The organism is Treponema sp. OMZ 857 (assembly GCF_024181085.1).
Classification (GTDB): Bacteria; Spirochaetota; Spirochaetia; order Treponematales; family Treponemataceae; genus Treponema.
The window spans coordinates 367,125-381,580 of the sequence record NZ_CP051147.1 but is presented as its reverse complement, the minus strand read 5'-3'; the positions used below and the strand labels follow the sequence as shown (position 1 = coordinate 381,580).

The 14,456-nt window shown below is 45.7% G+C and carries 13 protein-coding genes and 2 pseudogenes; 5 read left to right on the top strand and 10 right to left on the bottom strand.

Annotated elements, in window-relative coordinates; all coding sequences use genetic code 11:
- Positions 1 to 90 precede the first annotated feature (90 nt).
- The 6 genes and pseudogenes from E4N66_RS01665 to rsxC form a co-directional block, all read right to left on the bottom strand.
- Positions 91 to 933, bottom strand: a complete 843-nt coding sequence (locus tag E4N66_RS01665; RefSeq protein ID WP_253673150.1) for an RnfABCDGE type electron transport complex subunit B — start codon at positions 931 to 933, stop codon at positions 91 to 93.
- Positions 934 to 948: 15 nt separating this feature from the next.
- Positions 949 to 1,521, bottom strand: coding sequence for an electron transport complex protein RnfA (locus E4N66_RS01660; protein WP_016522455.1), 573 nt, complete (start codon positions 1,519 to 1,521; stop codon positions 949 to 951).
- A gap of 182 nt (positions 1,522 to 1,703) precedes the next feature.
- Positions 1,704 to 2,321 (bottom strand): annotated as a pseudogene (gene rsxE / locus E4N66_RS01655) (electron transport complex subunit RsxE); the annotation flags it as partial.
- An 11-nt stretch (positions 2,322 to 2,332) separates the two neighbouring features.
- Positions 2,333 to 2,911 carry an RnfABCDGE type electron transport complex subunit G gene (locus E4N66_RS01650; RefSeq protein WP_253728720.1) on the bottom strand — a complete coding sequence of 193 codons (579 nt, stop codon included), beginning with the start codon at positions 2,909 to 2,911 and terminating at the stop codon, positions 2,333 to 2,335.
- Positions 2,908 to 3,921, bottom strand: coding sequence for an RnfABCDGE type electron transport complex subunit D (locus E4N66_RS01645; RefSeq protein WP_253673156.1), 1,014 nt, complete (start codon positions 3,919 to 3,921; stop codon positions 2,908 to 2,910). The genes E4N66_RS01650 and E4N66_RS01645 overlap by 4 nt, the downstream gene beginning before the upstream one ends.
- A 3-nt stretch (positions 3,922 to 3,924) precedes the next feature.
- Positions 3,925 to 5,301: an electron transport complex subunit RsxC gene (gene rsxC, locus E4N66_RS01640; RefSeq protein WP_253728719.1), complete on the bottom strand. Its 1,377-nt coding sequence runs from the start codon at positions 5,299 to 5,301 to the stop codon at positions 3,925 to 3,927.
- Between the two features lie 234 nt (positions 5,302 to 5,535).
- On the opposite strand from rsxC, the gene fabV reads away from it, so the two are divergent.
- From fabV to E4N66_RS01615, 5 genes are all read left to right on the top strand, one after another.
- Complete coding sequence (gene fabV / locus E4N66_RS01635; RefSeq protein WP_253728718.1) at positions 5,536 to 6,732, top strand: enoyl-ACP reductase FabV; 1,197 nt, start codon at positions 5,536 to 5,538, stop codon at positions 6,730 to 6,732.
- Positions 6,733 to 6,834: 102 nt separating this feature from the next.
- Positions 6,835 to 7,413 carry an acetyl-CoA carboxylase biotin carboxyl carrier protein gene (gene accB / locus E4N66_RS01630; RefSeq protein WP_253728717.1) on the top strand — a complete coding sequence of 193 codons (579 nt, stop codon included), beginning with the start codon at positions 6,835 to 6,837 and terminating at the stop codon, positions 7,411 to 7,413.
- Between the two features lie 2 nt (positions 7,414 to 7,415).
- Complete coding sequence (locus E4N66_RS01625; protein WP_253728716.1) at positions 7,416 to 8,738, top strand: acetyl-CoA carboxylase biotin carboxylase subunit; 1,323 nt, start codon at positions 7,416 to 7,418, stop codon at positions 8,736 to 8,738.
- Positions 8,738 to 9,520, top strand: coding sequence for an acetyl-CoA carboxylase, carboxyltransferase subunit beta (accD, locus tag E4N66_RS01620; RefSeq protein ID WP_253728715.1), 783 nt, complete (start codon positions 8,738 to 8,740; stop codon positions 9,518 to 9,520). The genes E4N66_RS01625 and accD overlap by 1 nt, the downstream gene beginning before the upstream one ends.
- A 1-nt stretch (position 9,521) precedes the next feature.
- Positions 9,522 to 10,454, top strand: coding sequence for an acetyl-CoA carboxylase carboxyltransferase subunit alpha (locus tag E4N66_RS01615; RefSeq protein ID WP_253673164.1), 933 nt, complete (start codon positions 9,522 to 9,524; stop codon positions 10,452 to 10,454).
- Positions 10,455 to 10,570: 116 nt separating this feature from the next.
- On the opposite strand, the gene E4N66_RS01610 is transcribed toward E4N66_RS01615, so the two are convergent.
- From E4N66_RS01610 to E4N66_RS13055, 4 genes and pseudogenes are all read right to left on the bottom strand, one after another.
- Entirely contained in the window at positions 10,571 to 11,269 is a 699-nt protein-coding gene (locus E4N66_RS01610) for a hypothetical protein (protein ID WP_253728714.1), read from the bottom strand.
- Positions 11,270 to 11,810: 541 nt separating this feature from the next.
- Positions 11,811 to 12,098: a hypothetical protein gene (locus E4N66_RS01605; RefSeq protein ID WP_253728713.1), complete on the bottom strand. Its 288-nt coding sequence runs from the start codon at positions 12,096 to 12,098 to the stop codon at positions 11,811 to 11,813.
- Positions 12,099 to 12,448: 350 nt separating this feature from the next.
- Positions 12,449 to 12,766: a hypothetical protein gene (locus E4N66_RS01600; RefSeq protein WP_044014864.1), complete on the bottom strand. Its 318-nt coding sequence runs from the start codon at positions 12,764 to 12,766 to the stop codon at positions 12,449 to 12,451.
- Between the two features lie 1,354 nt (positions 12,767 to 14,120).
- A pseudogene (locus E4N66_RS13055) lies at positions 14,121 to 14,414 on the bottom strand (hypothetical protein); the annotation flags it as partial.
- Positions 14,415 to 14,456 lie beyond the last annotated feature (42 nt).

Genomic DNA, 14,456 nt, shown 5'->3' with positions numbered 1-14,456 from the left:
TTTATCCGGCATATTTGCTAATCCTGCTCGATATTACCGAGCATTCGCTAAACATGCCGGTAAGCCGTAATTTAATATATTTCGCACAAATTAACACGCTTCGCACGCGCTGCAGGGCGACAGCACTGCAATCTTATCTTCCACTAAGGCAAGAACCTTTGTCGGACAGCCTTTGATACAGATACCGCAGGAATCGCACAGGTCATAATTAACTTCGGGGATTCCGTTGATAACCTTTATCGCACCTGTCGGGCAGTTCTTTTCGCACTTCATACACTTGATACAGCCGCGTTTACAGTTTTTCATAATAACGGCTTTTCTTGGGTTTCTGCAAGAACAAAGCGCAATGGAACCTTTCCGGGAAGTAGATACGGTCGTCAATATGTGCTGAGGACAAGCCGCAACACAGACTGCACAGCCGGTACATTTTTCATAATCGACGTGCGGGATACCGTCCTCTCCGACATGGATAGCGTCAAAAGGACAGGCCATTTCACAGTCGCCGAGGCCGATACAGCCCCAATCGCATTCCCGCAAGCCGTTTACGGAAATCTTTGCGGCACGGCAGGTCTTAACACCGACATAATCCGCTTTTTCCTTACAGACATCATGGGAGCCTTGGCAAAGCAGAACCGCTACTTTTGCATCGGCAGATGCGGAAACACCCATAATCGCACCGACTTTCGCCGCAACGGGACCCGCACCGACGGAACAGCCGTTTACCGGCGCATTACCGCTTGCAACCGCTGCCGCAAAACCGTCGCAGCCCGGGAAACCGCAGGCGCCGCAGTTAGCGCCCGGAAGCACTTCACGGATTTTTGCCACCGTTTCATCAGGGGCAACATAAAACAGCTTTTTAAAAAATCCTAGTAAAAAGCCTATTGCTACGGACAATACCAGCGAAACAATAAGCGTTAAAATGATTATTTGCATACTCTTTCCACTCCTTTAAATCATGCCGGCAAAACCGCCGAATGCCAACGACAACAGCGCTGCAGCGATAAACAGGATGGGAGTACCCTTGAGGTACTTAGGTATCGGCGCAATATCGATACGTTCACGTAAACCGGCAAACAACACCATCGCAAGCATGTAGCTGATTGCAACGCCAATCGAGTACACCATCGACTGAATAAAAGTATAGTCGGCAGCGATAACATCGAGCGTAACCGCAAGGATAGCGCAGTTTGTCGTGATGAGCGGCAAATACACACCCATCGCCGAATACAAGGCAGGCGCCGACTTCTTTAAGTAGAACTCTACCAATTGAACCAAGCTCGCAATAACCAAGATAAAGAGCAATGTCTGCAAGAAACCGAGATCATAAGGAGCAAGGACCAATTTATAAAGAGGATAGGTTGCCGCTGTTGCAATAACCGTAACAAAAAGAACCGCCCATCCCATACCGGTAGATTTCTTAACATCGGATGTCATACCGATAAACGAACACAACGCAAGGAAGCGGATAAAAACGATATTCTTAACGAATACCGCAGCAAGAAAAATCTTAAACAGTTCCATTCTCAGTTCCCCTCCTTTGCAGGTGCAGCAACCGCAGGAGATTCGGTTGTGGGAGCAGCTTGTTTTTCCGCATCCGCTTTCAATGCGGCTTCTTTTTGTGCTGTCTCCGCCTTGAGCGCAGCTTCTTTCGCCAGCTCAGCTTCCCTCAGTGCGGCGGCTTCTTTCAACGCTGCTTCTTTTACCGCAGCTGCCTTCCGTATTTTCCGTTGCTTCCGTTGATCTTGTATCAAATACGTTAAAGCGATCAGTAACCCGAATACAAAGAATCCTCCGGGAGAGTTAGCAAAGAACTTAATAAGGTAATCGTCCGGCAGAAGGTGCACATCGAGTACGGTACCGCTTCCCAACAGTTCGCGGATGGCAGACATAACCACCAGAACCCATGTAAAGCCCAAACCCATACCTAGGGCATCAGCCATCGCTTTTAATGGAGACTCTTTCGAGGCAAAGGATTCGACGCGTCCCATGATGATACAGTTTACAACGATGAGTTTAATAAAAATACCCATCGATTCGGAAAGCTCCGGTAAAAACGCCTGCATCAAAAGGTCTACGATAGTAGTAAACGATGCGATAACAATAATAAAAATAGGAATACGGATATCATTCGGAATAAACTTCCGGAACATACTGATAATCATTTCGCTCAATACAATAACGAAGGTCATTGCAAGCCCCATTCCGATACCGTTCGCAACCGAGGTTGTAATGGCAAGTGCGGAACAAAGTCCGATCATCAGCATAATAAGGGGATTTTCTTTTACCAACCCGTTCGTAAAAATGCGTACATACTCTTTCATAACCGTTCTCCTTAGTTTCCGCTGCCTGAGCTGCCGAGACTTTGGCTGCTCATGTATGAAGAAGCGGCATCGACGGCAATTTTCACCATGCGGGTAACAGCCGTAGAGGTAATCGTAGCACCGGCAATCGCCTGAACATCGCTTCCAAGAACAAAGCCGTCGGAGATGGGCTTATTACGGAACTGTCCGATAAACGGTTCATCCTTCGCTTTTGTTCCGATACCGGGTGAATCGGTTAATACCAAAAACTGAATCATTCTCAGTTTTCCTTCCATATCGATACCGGTAAGAATAGTCGCCTGATCATAGGTATGCCCGCTTACCGTTATGATAATTCCGGCAGGTTTATCTCCGTTCAGAGCAAGGAAAGCATCGCCGAACGCTACCTTATCAACCGATTTCGGCATTCCTTCGGTGATAGGACGGAACGAGTCCGCATCGGGGAAAATCGCTTGAAGCGCCAGTTTTGTTTTTGCCTCTTTCGCTGCGAGGATACGGGGAGATGTCAGCATATTAACCGCCGCAAGCGCAAGACAGGCCACAACAGTATAGAGGGCCAACGTAACGGATAATTTCATCATCTGTTTCATTTTGCACCCTCCTTGACTGCCTTCACGGGCTTCACATATCCGTATTTTTTCTGAATCAGTTTATTTAAGAATGTAACGACAGAATTCATAATCAGAATACTGTACATAACGCCTTCCGGCATTCCGGCAAAGAGCCGCATCAAGGCGGTAAGCAAGCCGCAGCCCGCACCGAAGATAATCTGCCCTTTAAAGGTTACAGGAGAGGTTGCATAATCGGTAGCCATAAAGACGGCGCCGAACAGCAAGCCTCCGCTTAACAGCGTGAGTAGCGGATCGATACCGGCAAGTGCAGTTACCGCTACAGCCGTTACTATCATGGAAACGGGAATTTGCCATTCAATAACGCGGGTTACCAGCAAGTAGACAAAACCGATGAGGATGAGCACAGCGCTCGATTCACCGATACAGCCGCCGTGATCGCCTAAAAAGAGTTTAAGATATACATCGCTTGAAGAAGACAACCCCATTTTCTCTGCGATTGCAGCTGCGGTGGAGACTCCGCCTTCCGACATTTTAAGGTACGAAAGCGGTGTTGCCGTACTCACAGCATCAAAACCGTGATGAGGAGCAACCCATGAAGTCATCAAACGTGAAAAACTGACAAAGGCAAACGCGCGACCTACCAACGCAGGGTTAAACGGGTTTGCGCCAAGTCCGCCGAAAAACTCTTTTGCTACGACAATAGCAAAAATTGCGGAAACAACCACAATCCAAATAGGAATAAGCGGCGGTAAAACAAGCGCCAACAGTAAACCGGTTACTGCCGCGGAACAATCCTTTACGCGGATATCCTTGCCCATAATTTTCCGGAACGCCGCTTCGGAACCGACCGCAACGCCTACGGAAACAATAATGCGGATGAGTGCCGGTACTCCATACAGATAAATACCGTACAGCGCAAGCGGTGCAAGCGCAATCAGTACGTGCATCATCAGTTTTTGGGTAGTAACGGGGCTCGCGATATGAGGCGCGGGGGAAAGATAAATTTCGTTCTTATCTGATTCGGCCATAATCTATTTTCCTCCTTGCGCAGCGGCTGCTTTTGCCGCTTCTTTCTGCTTTGCTTCACGCAACAACTGCTTTCCTACCTTGAACCGTTGAACGAGCTTTATACGCGCCGGACACACATAAGAACAAATGCCGCATTCAACGCAGTCCATAAGACCGCAGCGGACTGCTTCGTCGAGCTTATTGGCTTTTAATGCGCGGATCATAAGAACGGGAGACAGTTGGCAACTACAATGAGTGACACATTTTCCACATCCGATACAGGGACTTTCTTCATCAAGATTGACTTCTTCGCGCGTTAAGAAAAGAACACCCGACGTATTCTTTTGTACGGGGAAATCCGCGCTCTTCATCGCGAAGCCCATCATCGGGCCGCCGGAAATAATCTTTGTAACGCCCGGTTTTAAGCGGACTACTTCGGGAATAAGGTCGCCGATACAGGTACCGATAGGCGCTATCGCATTTATCGGATTTTCGCAAGCGCCCCCACCAATCGTAAGCGGACGGTCGATTAACGGCATCCCCTTACGGAACGCATCGGAAATTGCCTTCATTGTTCCGACATTCTGGACGATACAGCCGACCTGGAACGGAAGCCCGCCGGAGGGGATTTCTCTGCCGACGACAGCGGAGATTAGATTTTTTTCACCGCCTTGCGGATATTTTGTTTTACATAATTCAACGGAAATGTCGTAAGCGCCCGGCCCGACAGGATTTTGTTTTATCTTTGCGATAGCTTTTTCGAACACCGGAACTAAATGCGTTTTATTATCCTCAAGTGCAATAATACCTTTATCGGCACCGGTGATGTGCATAATAATCGCCATTCCGTCTATAATCGTTTCAGCGGAATGGTACATCGTAGCAGCGTCGGTGCACAGATACGGCTCACATTCTGCGGCATTACCTAAAATGTAGTCTATCTTTGCATCCTTAGGAGGACTCAATTTAACATGTACAGGGAATGAAGCGCCGCCCATACCGGTTATACCGGCCTCGCGGATACGTTTAAGGGCGTCCTCTTTTGTGCAGGTGAAGGGATCAAGCGGTTCCATAAAAGACTCGGAAGTGTCCTCGCCCGCTTGAATTGCGATACAAAGTGTGTCCGTATTACCGGTAACGAGATGGGGTTCTATTTTCTTTACGGTACCGGAGATCGAAGCATGTACCGGCGCAGACATAAACTTGTCTGTTTCCGCTATTTTTTGACCTCGTACAACCGTATCTCCAACTTTTACTAACGGAGTATTCGGAGCACCGCCTTGGGTAACCGGAATCCATACCATTTTTGTAGATGGCATGACGGCCAAGACTTCGGATTCGGCGGAAATCGCTTTCCGCTCTGGAGGGTGACAGCCCCCCTTAAATGACTTAGTACTCATTCTTTTATTATATAAAACATCGTATTATCAGTCAAGAAAAAAACCACGATTGAAAAGCATGGGGAAAGGTACTATCGGCAAACGGTAAAAACTGATAAACTAAGCAATCGAGTTCTCTAAAATCCCAGTTAGATTTTTAGAGATGCCCGGCAATCAATAATTTGTATACCGTGCATTGCCAATCATGGCGTAATGATGCATTATAAATGACTAATATGGTAAGGAGTAGAAAGAATGAGTATGAAACCAATGTTGAGGAGCAATATCTGTTTGAATGCGCATCCTCAAGGGTGTAAAAAAGCGGTTGAAGATCAAATCGCGTATACAAAAAAGCGGGCTGCTACCCATCCGGCGGGTACGGTTGTACCGAAAAACGTTTTAGTAGTCGGCTGTTCCGGCGGGTACGGACTGGCAAGCCGCATTACGGCAGCATTCGGATACGGAGCTGCAACCATCGGCGTATCGTATGAAAAAGCCGGTTCCGAAAAAAAATGGGGAACGCCCGGTTGGTACAACAACTTAACGGTTGATACCGCTGCAAAAGAAGCGGGGCTTGTATCCGTTACCATCGACGGCGATGCATTCTCCGATACCATCAAAGAACAGGTTATCGATGAAGCCAAAAAGCGCGGCATGAAGTTTGATTTGATTGTCTACAGCGTGGCAAGTTCCGTGCGTACCGACCCCGAGACCGGCGTTACCTACCGCTCGGCACTCAAGCCCTTCGGAAAACCCTTTACCGGCAAAACCCTCGATCCGTTCACCGGCGCTTTGACGGAAATCACGGCGGAACCGGCTACCGACGAAGAAGCTTTTGCTACCGTAAAGGTCATGGGCGGTGAGGATTGGCAGCGGTGGATAGAAAAGCTCGGCGCCGCGAATCTGCTTGCACAAGGATGCATCACCGTTGCGTATTCCTATATCGGGCCGGAAGCCACGCAAGCGCTGTACCGTAAGGGCACCATCGGCAAGGCTAAGGAACACTTGGAAGCAACCGCCCATGCGCTGAACACCAAGCTCGCGGCCTTAAAAGGGCAGGCGTTTGTGTCGGTTAACAAAGGATTGGTAACCCGTGCAAGCGCCGTTATCCCCGTTATTCCGCTCTATTTGGCAAGCCTTTTTAAGGTGATGAAGGAGAAAGGCACCCACGAAGGCTGCATCGAACAGATCAACCGCCTTTTTGACAGCCGCCTATATACGGCGGACGGGGTTATCCCGACGGATAGCGAACACCGTATCCGCATTGACGACTGGGAATTGGACGAAGCGGTGCAGTCCGCCGTTGCCGCGATTATGGCAACCGTTACCGACGAGACCAGCCGCGAGCGTACCGATGTAGACGAATACCGGCACGACTTTTTGGCGATTAACGGATTTGATATTGCCGGCATCGATTATGATGCCGAGATTGACCGGTTCGACCGGATATAAGACCTGTTACTTCTTTGCGAAACCGCATCGGTTGTATCAGTTATATATCTGCTTCCGACGCATTGAAGCAAAGAAGTATCGGCATAAACACAGAGTAAGAACATGAACGAAAAATTTATTTTGAATGTCTTTGACAAATTTGAAAAGAGCTCGGCAGTGCTGCTCCATATAAAGGAAGGCGAAGCGGAGCTGACGCTCAAAAAAGAAGCTGCGTATCAAAATACGCAGACTGCCGTACCGTTTGCACTGCACAATGTGCCGATGCAGCCTGTTACCGGAGCGGACGCAGGCGGATATGCAGCGGCAGGAACCATGAGTGCCGGAACTGTTCCTAATGGAGCAGCGCTGATTCCACCCGCAGCTGCAACGGGAATGCCGGCTGGGGCAGGAAGCAATCCGGCAGGCGCCAATTCCGTAGGCACAGCGGCTGGCACTGATGCGAACCTCGTAACGGTAAAAAGTCCCATCGTCGGTTCATTCTACCGCTCACCCTCCCCTGACGCGCCTGCGTATGTGGAAAAAGGTTCCAAGGTTTCAAAGGGACAGCCGCTGTGCATCCTCGAAGCAATGAAGATGATGAACACCCTTGAATGCGAATACGACGGAATAATCGAAGAAATTCTTGCAGCAAACGGTGATTTGGTTGAGTTTGACCAGCCGCTCTTTACAATCAGGATCTAAGTATGATACGGAAAATGCTGATTGCAAACCGCGGTGAAATTGCCGTCCGCGTTATCCGCGCCTGCCGCGAAATGGGCATTGAAACGGTCGCCGTGTATTCAACTGCCGATAAAGAATGCCTGCATGTGCTACTCGCCGATCATGCAGTGTGTATCGGACCGGCTCCATCCGCCAAAAGTTATTTGAACAAGGATGCGCTGATTACCGCCGCACTCTGCACCGGCTGTGATGCCGTACACCCCGGTGTCGGCTTCCTTTCGGAAAACGCGGATTTTGCACGTGAGGTAGAAAAATCCGGTATGTTCTGGATTGGGCCGAAACCCGACACTATCGAAATGCTCGGTGATAAGGTAAGAGCGCGGGAGACTGCTCAAAAAAGCGGACTGCCGATTACACCCGGCTCTAAGGGCGCGATTACAACCAAAGAACAAGCGGCGGAAACCGCGAAGGAATGCGGTTATCCCGTTATCATCAAGGCAGCCTCAGGCGGCGGCGGCAAGGGAATGCGCATTGTCTGGAAAGAAGCCGATTTAGCTGAAAACCTCGCCATCGCATCTTCGGAGGCGGAAGCGAATTTCGCCGACGGTACGGTGTACATCGAAAAATACTTGAGCGACCCGCGGCACGTTGAGCTGCAGGTTATCGGCGACGGCGCAGGCGGTGTTGCAATTCTCGGCGAGCGGGACTGCTCGGTACAGCGGAATCATCAAAAACTGATAGAAGAAAGCCCTTCGCAGGCGGTGAGCGACGCGATGTACGATGCGATGTGCTCCGGCGCCAAAAAGCTTTTTTCTTCGCTCAACTATTGCGGAGCGGGTACCATCGAGTTTCTCGTTTCCGGCGAACAGTTTTATTTTATGGAAGTCAACGCGCGTGTGCAGGTTGAACACCCCGTCTCCGAGATGGTAACCGGCACCGACATTATCCGTGAGCAGATTACCGTATGTACGGGCGGCAAGATGACACTCCCTGACGGCGTGGTGCCGGTAAAGGGTTGGGCAATCGAAGCCCGTATCAATGCACGCACCCCCGGTTTGATTACAAACTTGCGGGTACCCGGTGGAAATGGCGTCCGGTTCGACGGATTTTTATATCAGGGCTACAAGGTGGTGCCTTTCTACGATTCGATGACCGCCAAGCTGATTGTACACGGAGCGGATCGGGTACAGACCATTAAAAAGCTGCTGTGTGCGCTGGATGAGCTGCACATCGAAGGTATTCAAACCAATATCGAAGAGCAAAAGACGATTTTACGGTCAGCTCAATTCCAATCGGGCACCTTCGGCACCAGTCTCTATGCACAATTATTTGAGGGAGAAAAATAATGGAATGTCCTCATTGTAAAACACAATATGAACGGGAAGTGCTTTTAAAGCGTTTGATGGTGTGCCCCGACTGCGGATATCATCTCCGAATGGATGTATCAGAGCGGATTGCCTATCTTGCCGACAAAGACACATTTGAAGAACTTAATCCAACCTTGCGAACGATGAATCCTATTCAGATGGCAGGGTATGAAGAAAAAATATCCGCTGCGGAAGCAAAGACTGCCATAAACGAAGCCGTTGTTACCGGCAAATGCAAAATCGAAGGCAGGGATGCGCTGTTGGGCGTTATGTCCTTCGACTTTCTCGGCGGTTCTATGGGTTCGGTTGTCGGGGAGAAAATTTCCCGGCTTATGGTAAAAGGCGCAGCGGAACGGATACCGGTGATTATCTACGCAACGTCGGGCGGCGCGCGTATGCAGGAAGGGCTTTTCTCGCTGATGCAGATGGCGAAAACCTCAAGCGCGGCGGCGGAGCTTGACGACAAGGGCATTCCCCTCTTTTTGATGCTCTGCGACCCGACAACGGGAGGCGTTACGGCAAGTTTTGCGATGCTGGGCGATGTGATTGCAGCGGAACCCAATGCGCTTATCGGATTTGCAGGGCCGCGCGTTATCGAAGGCACTATCCACCAGCAGCTGCCGGAAGGTTTTCAGCGGGCAGAATTCCAGCTTAAAAAAGGCTTTGTTGACTGCATTGTGCCGCGCATCGAGCAAAAGCATTTTTTTGCCGTGATGATCGACGCGCACATGAATCCCCCGTTCGGCAAGGAAAGGAAGTAACATGAGTAAAGAAAACGAAACAAGAACCGATCAGACCGAGCTTTTAATCGGCTTGCGCGATATTGCGGATAAATACGGACTCGACATTACCACCGAGTTAAAAACGATAACCGAAAAGCTGCAAGCAAGTTCTGCAATTTCGCAAGTATGGCGGAAGATTGAACTCGCCCGGCACAACGACCGCCCGCGCGCCCTCGATTATATCGATATGATCTTTGATAACTTCATCGAGCTGCACGGCGACCGCTGCTTCGGCGACGACCCTGCATTGATAGGCGGCATCGCCTTTATCAACGGAATACCGGTAACGGTTATCGGTAACCAGAAGGGGCGGAACTTGCGGGAAACCATCGACCGGAACGGCGGTATGGCAAACCCCGAAGGCTACCGAAAGGCGCTCAGACTGATTAAGCAGGCGGAAAAATTCCACCGTCCGATTATCACTTTTGTTGACACACAGGGAGCCTATCCGGGACTCGGTTCGGAGGAACGCGGTATCGCCGAAGCCATTGCGGTAAACTTACGTGAACTCAGCCGCGTGAAAACCCCGGTTATCTGCTTTGTCATTGGAGAAGGCGGCTCAGGCGGTGCGCTCGGCATCGGCGTCGGAGATAAGGTGTATATGCTGGAGAATGCGATTTTCTCGGTTATCTCGCCGGAAGGCTGTGCGTCTATCCTTTTGCGGGATTCAAGCAAGGCGAAGGATGCCGCCGCGATGCTGAAAATTACCAGCCGCGAGGTACTCGGACTTAAACTGATTAACGGCGTTATTGAAGAGCCGGTAGACGGCGCCCATACCGATCCGCAAAAAGCGGCGGACAAAATACGCGCACAAATCCTGCACGACCTAGCCGATCTCTGCAAACGTGATCCCAAAGTCTTAGTACGGTACCGCCGCAAAAAGATACACGGCATTGGTCTTTATTCGGAGTAAAAAAGAGAACACTCTATAAATCAAGCGAATTTTTAAATATACCCAAAAGCCTCTCAAGCGATTGCTTGAAGAGGCTTTTTTGTTCGATTTTGTTCGATTATTCAGGCATCCATCACTTATTTACGGTTTAATGTGCCGTTAACTGTTAACACGTTATCCTTTAACGCAAATTTCAGTGATCCTTCATAATGATAGGCCGCATCGGAAGCAAAAGTGTCGGCTTTCAACGGCAGTTTATCCCAATCCAAATCGGACATCTTTGTAGACTCACCGCCGGCTTTAAGGTATTCGGACTTGATGACATAACCGGTATCGGTCTTTTCCGTAATATCTTTTGCAATTTTTGCACCGGTCAGGATGTTAAAATTTCCTTTGTTATCGGTTTTCAATTCATAGGCGGTTGTTTTACGGGCAAAACGTATTGTAAACGCACCGTCGGTGTTTGTTACTTGGAGTCCGTATCCTTCGACGAATTTCCAATCGGAAAGCGGGAACAAAAACAAACTGCGCAGCGCTGCCGGAATCGCAGCTTTCTTATCTGCGGCATTGCCTGCATAGCGGACAACATTAAATCCTTTTGTAGAGCCCTTCAAACTGGCTCCTGAAACGGCATCGAATTTATCCTGCACCGTCTCTTGCTTTCCCAACGTCCAATTAAAATAATTGGAGTCATAATCCTGCTTGGCAATGTTCATTCTAAAGTCAATTTTGACATCAGTTGCAACACTGGTAGCCGTAGTATCGGCAGCACCGGAGGCAAACGAAAGAACACTTGTCAAAAAAAGAAGCGATAATACGAAAACGGATTTTTTCATAATCCCATCCTCCTAAAAAAAAATAAAAGAAAATTTCGGATATTCTAGCCGTGCACAATTGTTTGCTTTGTGCAACTTTAGGATACCGAAGCACAGCATAATGAATTTTCTTTTAAAAGTAAAGTACAAAAAAATGATAAGCTATCACCTTGAAAACACTTTTTACTTCAGATATACACGCATCGTTAACGTCATCATTATTGCTTGCCTATTATATCCCAACAGTTCCTATAAATATTTGCATTTATTTTTACATATTTTACCTTGTCTTGATGGTATACTCTAAATTCAGGAAACTTTACCCCCTTTATATTCGGTGAACTTTTTTGTATAAAACCTCTTTGGAAAAACAGAATCCATCAGCATTACCTATACGGTATAAGCTTTATCACATAAAAATAACAAAAACCTCGTAAAAAAATAGAAGGGAGTTCTTCAGATGCATGCCATTCATATGAAAAAAAATATAAAGGCCTTATACTAATGCATTTTTGGATGATACTTATCTGGTTTATGAATTCACAACTCTTCACCTGTCTCATCATAAAGTTTTTTCTCCTCGTTCCGGTAAAGCATTCATAACCTTTTCTATTACATTCTCTATGCTATTTATTTGTTTTAAATTTGATGGGTCATATTCTAACCCTAATCGATCAATAATAAGGCTAAGGAAATATCTCCGTAACGCATTTATATTTCGACCTATATCAATGATTGAGTCAACATAATTCATATATTCCTCACTAGCTATAAAAGCAGGTACATCTAAAGGATTCCATTCTGAAAGTATATCATTAATTTGTTCTTTTAATTTGCTATCTACTTTCATGGATTTACCCAAAAACCTTTTAATATGCATCTTTCTTTGGCGGACTGCCGATACTTGTGTACTATTATTACAATATAAAGATACACAAGTATCGGCACCGCGCTTGCTTCGAAGCTACGCCTGGCGGCTCCGCTGCACCATACCGCTCCAATCTTTTTGCCGCTACTGTTTTATTTAAGCGGTGTTTTTCCGCTCTCGCTCCAAAAACCGCGTTTGCGTTACACGCGCAGCAAAAAGGATTTTTGCTTCAATCGCTGTCCGGGGGTGAGAATAATTAAGCTGTGAATAAAAACAAAATTTTGTTTTCATAGCCTGAAATTATTTTCTTAGTATAACGCATACATACAAAATTAAGATCCATCAAAAATATGATCATACTTTTTATACCACAAATAAGGCAATACATAGCGTGCCATTACATATAAAAATAGCAGTCCTGTCAGAATCCATAACACCAATAAAATAGTAACTACAATATTAGTATAATACCACTGTAAAGCAGATACCTGAATATTTTCCATATTTTCTTTAGCAGTTAAATAATAATTACCATTAATAATATCTGTAGTATCAAAAATCAAGTTTTCACTAGCATAATATTTATCCATATTAGCAATAATTACAAATATTATAGTTAGTATAATAATACATATTCCTACTTTCTTCATATATTTCTTTTATTACTCCTCAATTTTTCTAAATTCAAACCCGATAGATCCACCAACTCCAGCAGCAAACTTAAACTCTATTTTTGGTCCAACAGAAGCATCAGCTTTTAGACCTCCAATTCATGTTTAAAAGAATATCTTCTCTTTAATTTGCAATATAGGAAAGCATATTTTTCTTATCTGATAAAAAAAACAGTACAAGCTTCAGTATATATTAACATCTTACTCTATCCTCTTTTAAAGCATACTATCATGTGCATTATATTTTTTAGACAGAATCATATTCCTCTTTACCTTTTTTATTTATAAAGAATAAAATAGGCAATATCCAATTAGGTATAATCAAATATTGTACTATATAAAATAAAACTAGGTTACATTGTTCAATAAATGTTGAAATTTTTAGTAAATTAATATTTCCACTAACAAAGAACAAAGAACCGAATAGAATATTTAATAATAAAGTCAATAAGATAAAATGATGTCGCATTTTATAGAAGCTTAGTATAAGTAAGACATTAAACACAAATGAAATAACTATAATATTCCAAAACCGATTATTATATGTATATTGCAGCAATGAAACTAAAAGCATAAATAATACAACATACAAAATTATGAGAAACCCAGAGAGAATTTTTACTTTTATCGATCTTTTTATCATAATATCCTCCTTACCAGAGGTCTTTGCCTCTACTAGACACGACGAACTTCTACCTGCTCTCTGCTGAATTACTTCAACTTATCACAGTACCGTTTGTTTGTTGACCTATTTTATCATTCCTCCTTAAAAAAATACTAATGATTGAAATCCAATACCTATTCTATATTTACTCTACAATATTTTTTTTGGTTTTGAGTAAATTATCGAAGTACCATCTTTAGAAAATACTTTAATATTTTCAACCACCTTTGAGTTCTTTAATTGTTTCTCTAAACCGCCTGGAGTCATAACTTCCTTAAAATCCAATTTTTCTAATACCTCAGATGTATGACTTGCACAAGAAAAGCCATCCCCATCACCTAACTCCATTGCAGATTCAACCATCGCTTTTTCTTGTTCAGGAGTTGTATTAATCGTATAAGCAACTATATACTCACCATTTTGTCTATCTAAAACAGAATCTATATAGGCTTTTAGATCTCCTGATGATTCTCCTGAGAAAACACCACTGGAAGATCTATATAAACATCCAAATTCATCTTTTGCTTGATAAGAACCAGAGGGATCATATAATGTTTGACCAATTTGATAATTATATTTATCAACACCTGGGTTGCTAAAATGGACAGCAACATGAGAACCACTGACAAACTTTTCCCATCCAGTATTTGCATGAATAATCATTACGGTTGTCTCTCTCCCATCCGGATCCGTATACTTCACCGGATTATTGGCTTGAAGCTCGCTATCACTTCGCTGCCCGATGCCCGCGTAGTGGTACAGGTGCAAATTGACTGTGTTGTATATACCACCCATACCCGGCAGGTTTTCGTTATGCTTCTTCGCCTCGTCATCTATCGGAGCTTTGGGTATGTAATCTCTCAGTACCGGGTCGCCACTCAGCCACCTTGAATACTTCGGGTCAAGGTAGCGCGCGCCGTAATAATACGGCCCGGTTTCTTCATCCATCTCCACCTTTTGAAAATATACACGCCGTCTACTTCGTCGCACTGTCAAAAGCGTACT

Excerpts from the sequence above, each read along its gene's own strand:
- E4N66_RS01615 (WP_253673164.1), top strand. The coding sequence starts at position 9,522 with ATGAGTAAAGAAAACGAAACAAGAACCGATCAGACCGAGCTTTTAATC.
- E4N66_RS01605 (WP_253728713.1), bottom strand. The coding sequence starts at position 12,098 with ATGAAAGTAGATAGCAAATTAAAAGAACAAATTAATGATATACTTTCA.
- E4N66_RS01610 (WP_253728714.1), bottom strand. The coding sequence starts at position 11,269 with ATGAAAAAATCCGTTTTCGTATTATCGCTTCTTTTTTTGACAAGTGTT.
- E4N66_RS01650 (WP_253728720.1), bottom strand. The coding sequence starts at position 2,911 with ATGAAACAGATGATGAAATTATCCGTTACGTTGGCCCTCTATACTGTT.
- accD (WP_253728715.1), top strand. The coding sequence starts at position 8,738 with ATGGAATGTCCTCATTGTAAAACACAATATGAACGGGAAGTGCTTTTA.
- E4N66_RS01660 (WP_016522455.1), bottom strand. The coding sequence starts at position 1,521 with ATGGAACTGTTTAAGATTTTTCTTGCTGCGGTATTCGTTAAGAATATC.
- E4N66_RS01625 (WP_253728716.1), top strand. The coding sequence starts at position 7,416 with ATGATACGGAAAATGCTGATTGCAAACCGCGGTGAAATTGCCGTCCGC.
- E4N66_RS01600 (WP_044014864.1), bottom strand. The coding sequence starts at position 12,766 with ATGAAGAAAGTAGGAATATGTATTATTATACTAACTATAATATTTGTA.
- accB (WP_253728717.1), top strand. The coding sequence starts at position 6,835 with ATGAACGAAAAATTTATTTTGAATGTCTTTGACAAATTTGAAAAGAGC.
- E4N66_RS01665 (WP_253673150.1), bottom strand. The coding sequence starts at position 933 with ATGCAAATAATCATTTTAACGCTTATTGTTTCGCTGGTATTGTCCGTA.
- fabV (WP_253728718.1), top strand. The coding sequence starts at position 5,536 with ATGAGTATGAAACCAATGTTGAGGAGCAATATCTGTTTGAATGCGCAT.
- E4N66_RS01645 (WP_253673156.1), bottom strand. The coding sequence starts at position 3,921 with ATGGCCGAATCAGATAAGAACGAAATTTATCTTTCCCCCGCGCCTCAT.
- rsxC (WP_253728719.1), bottom strand. The coding sequence starts at position 5,301 with ATGAGTACTAAGTCATTTAAGGGGGGCTGTCACCCTCCAGAGCGGAAA.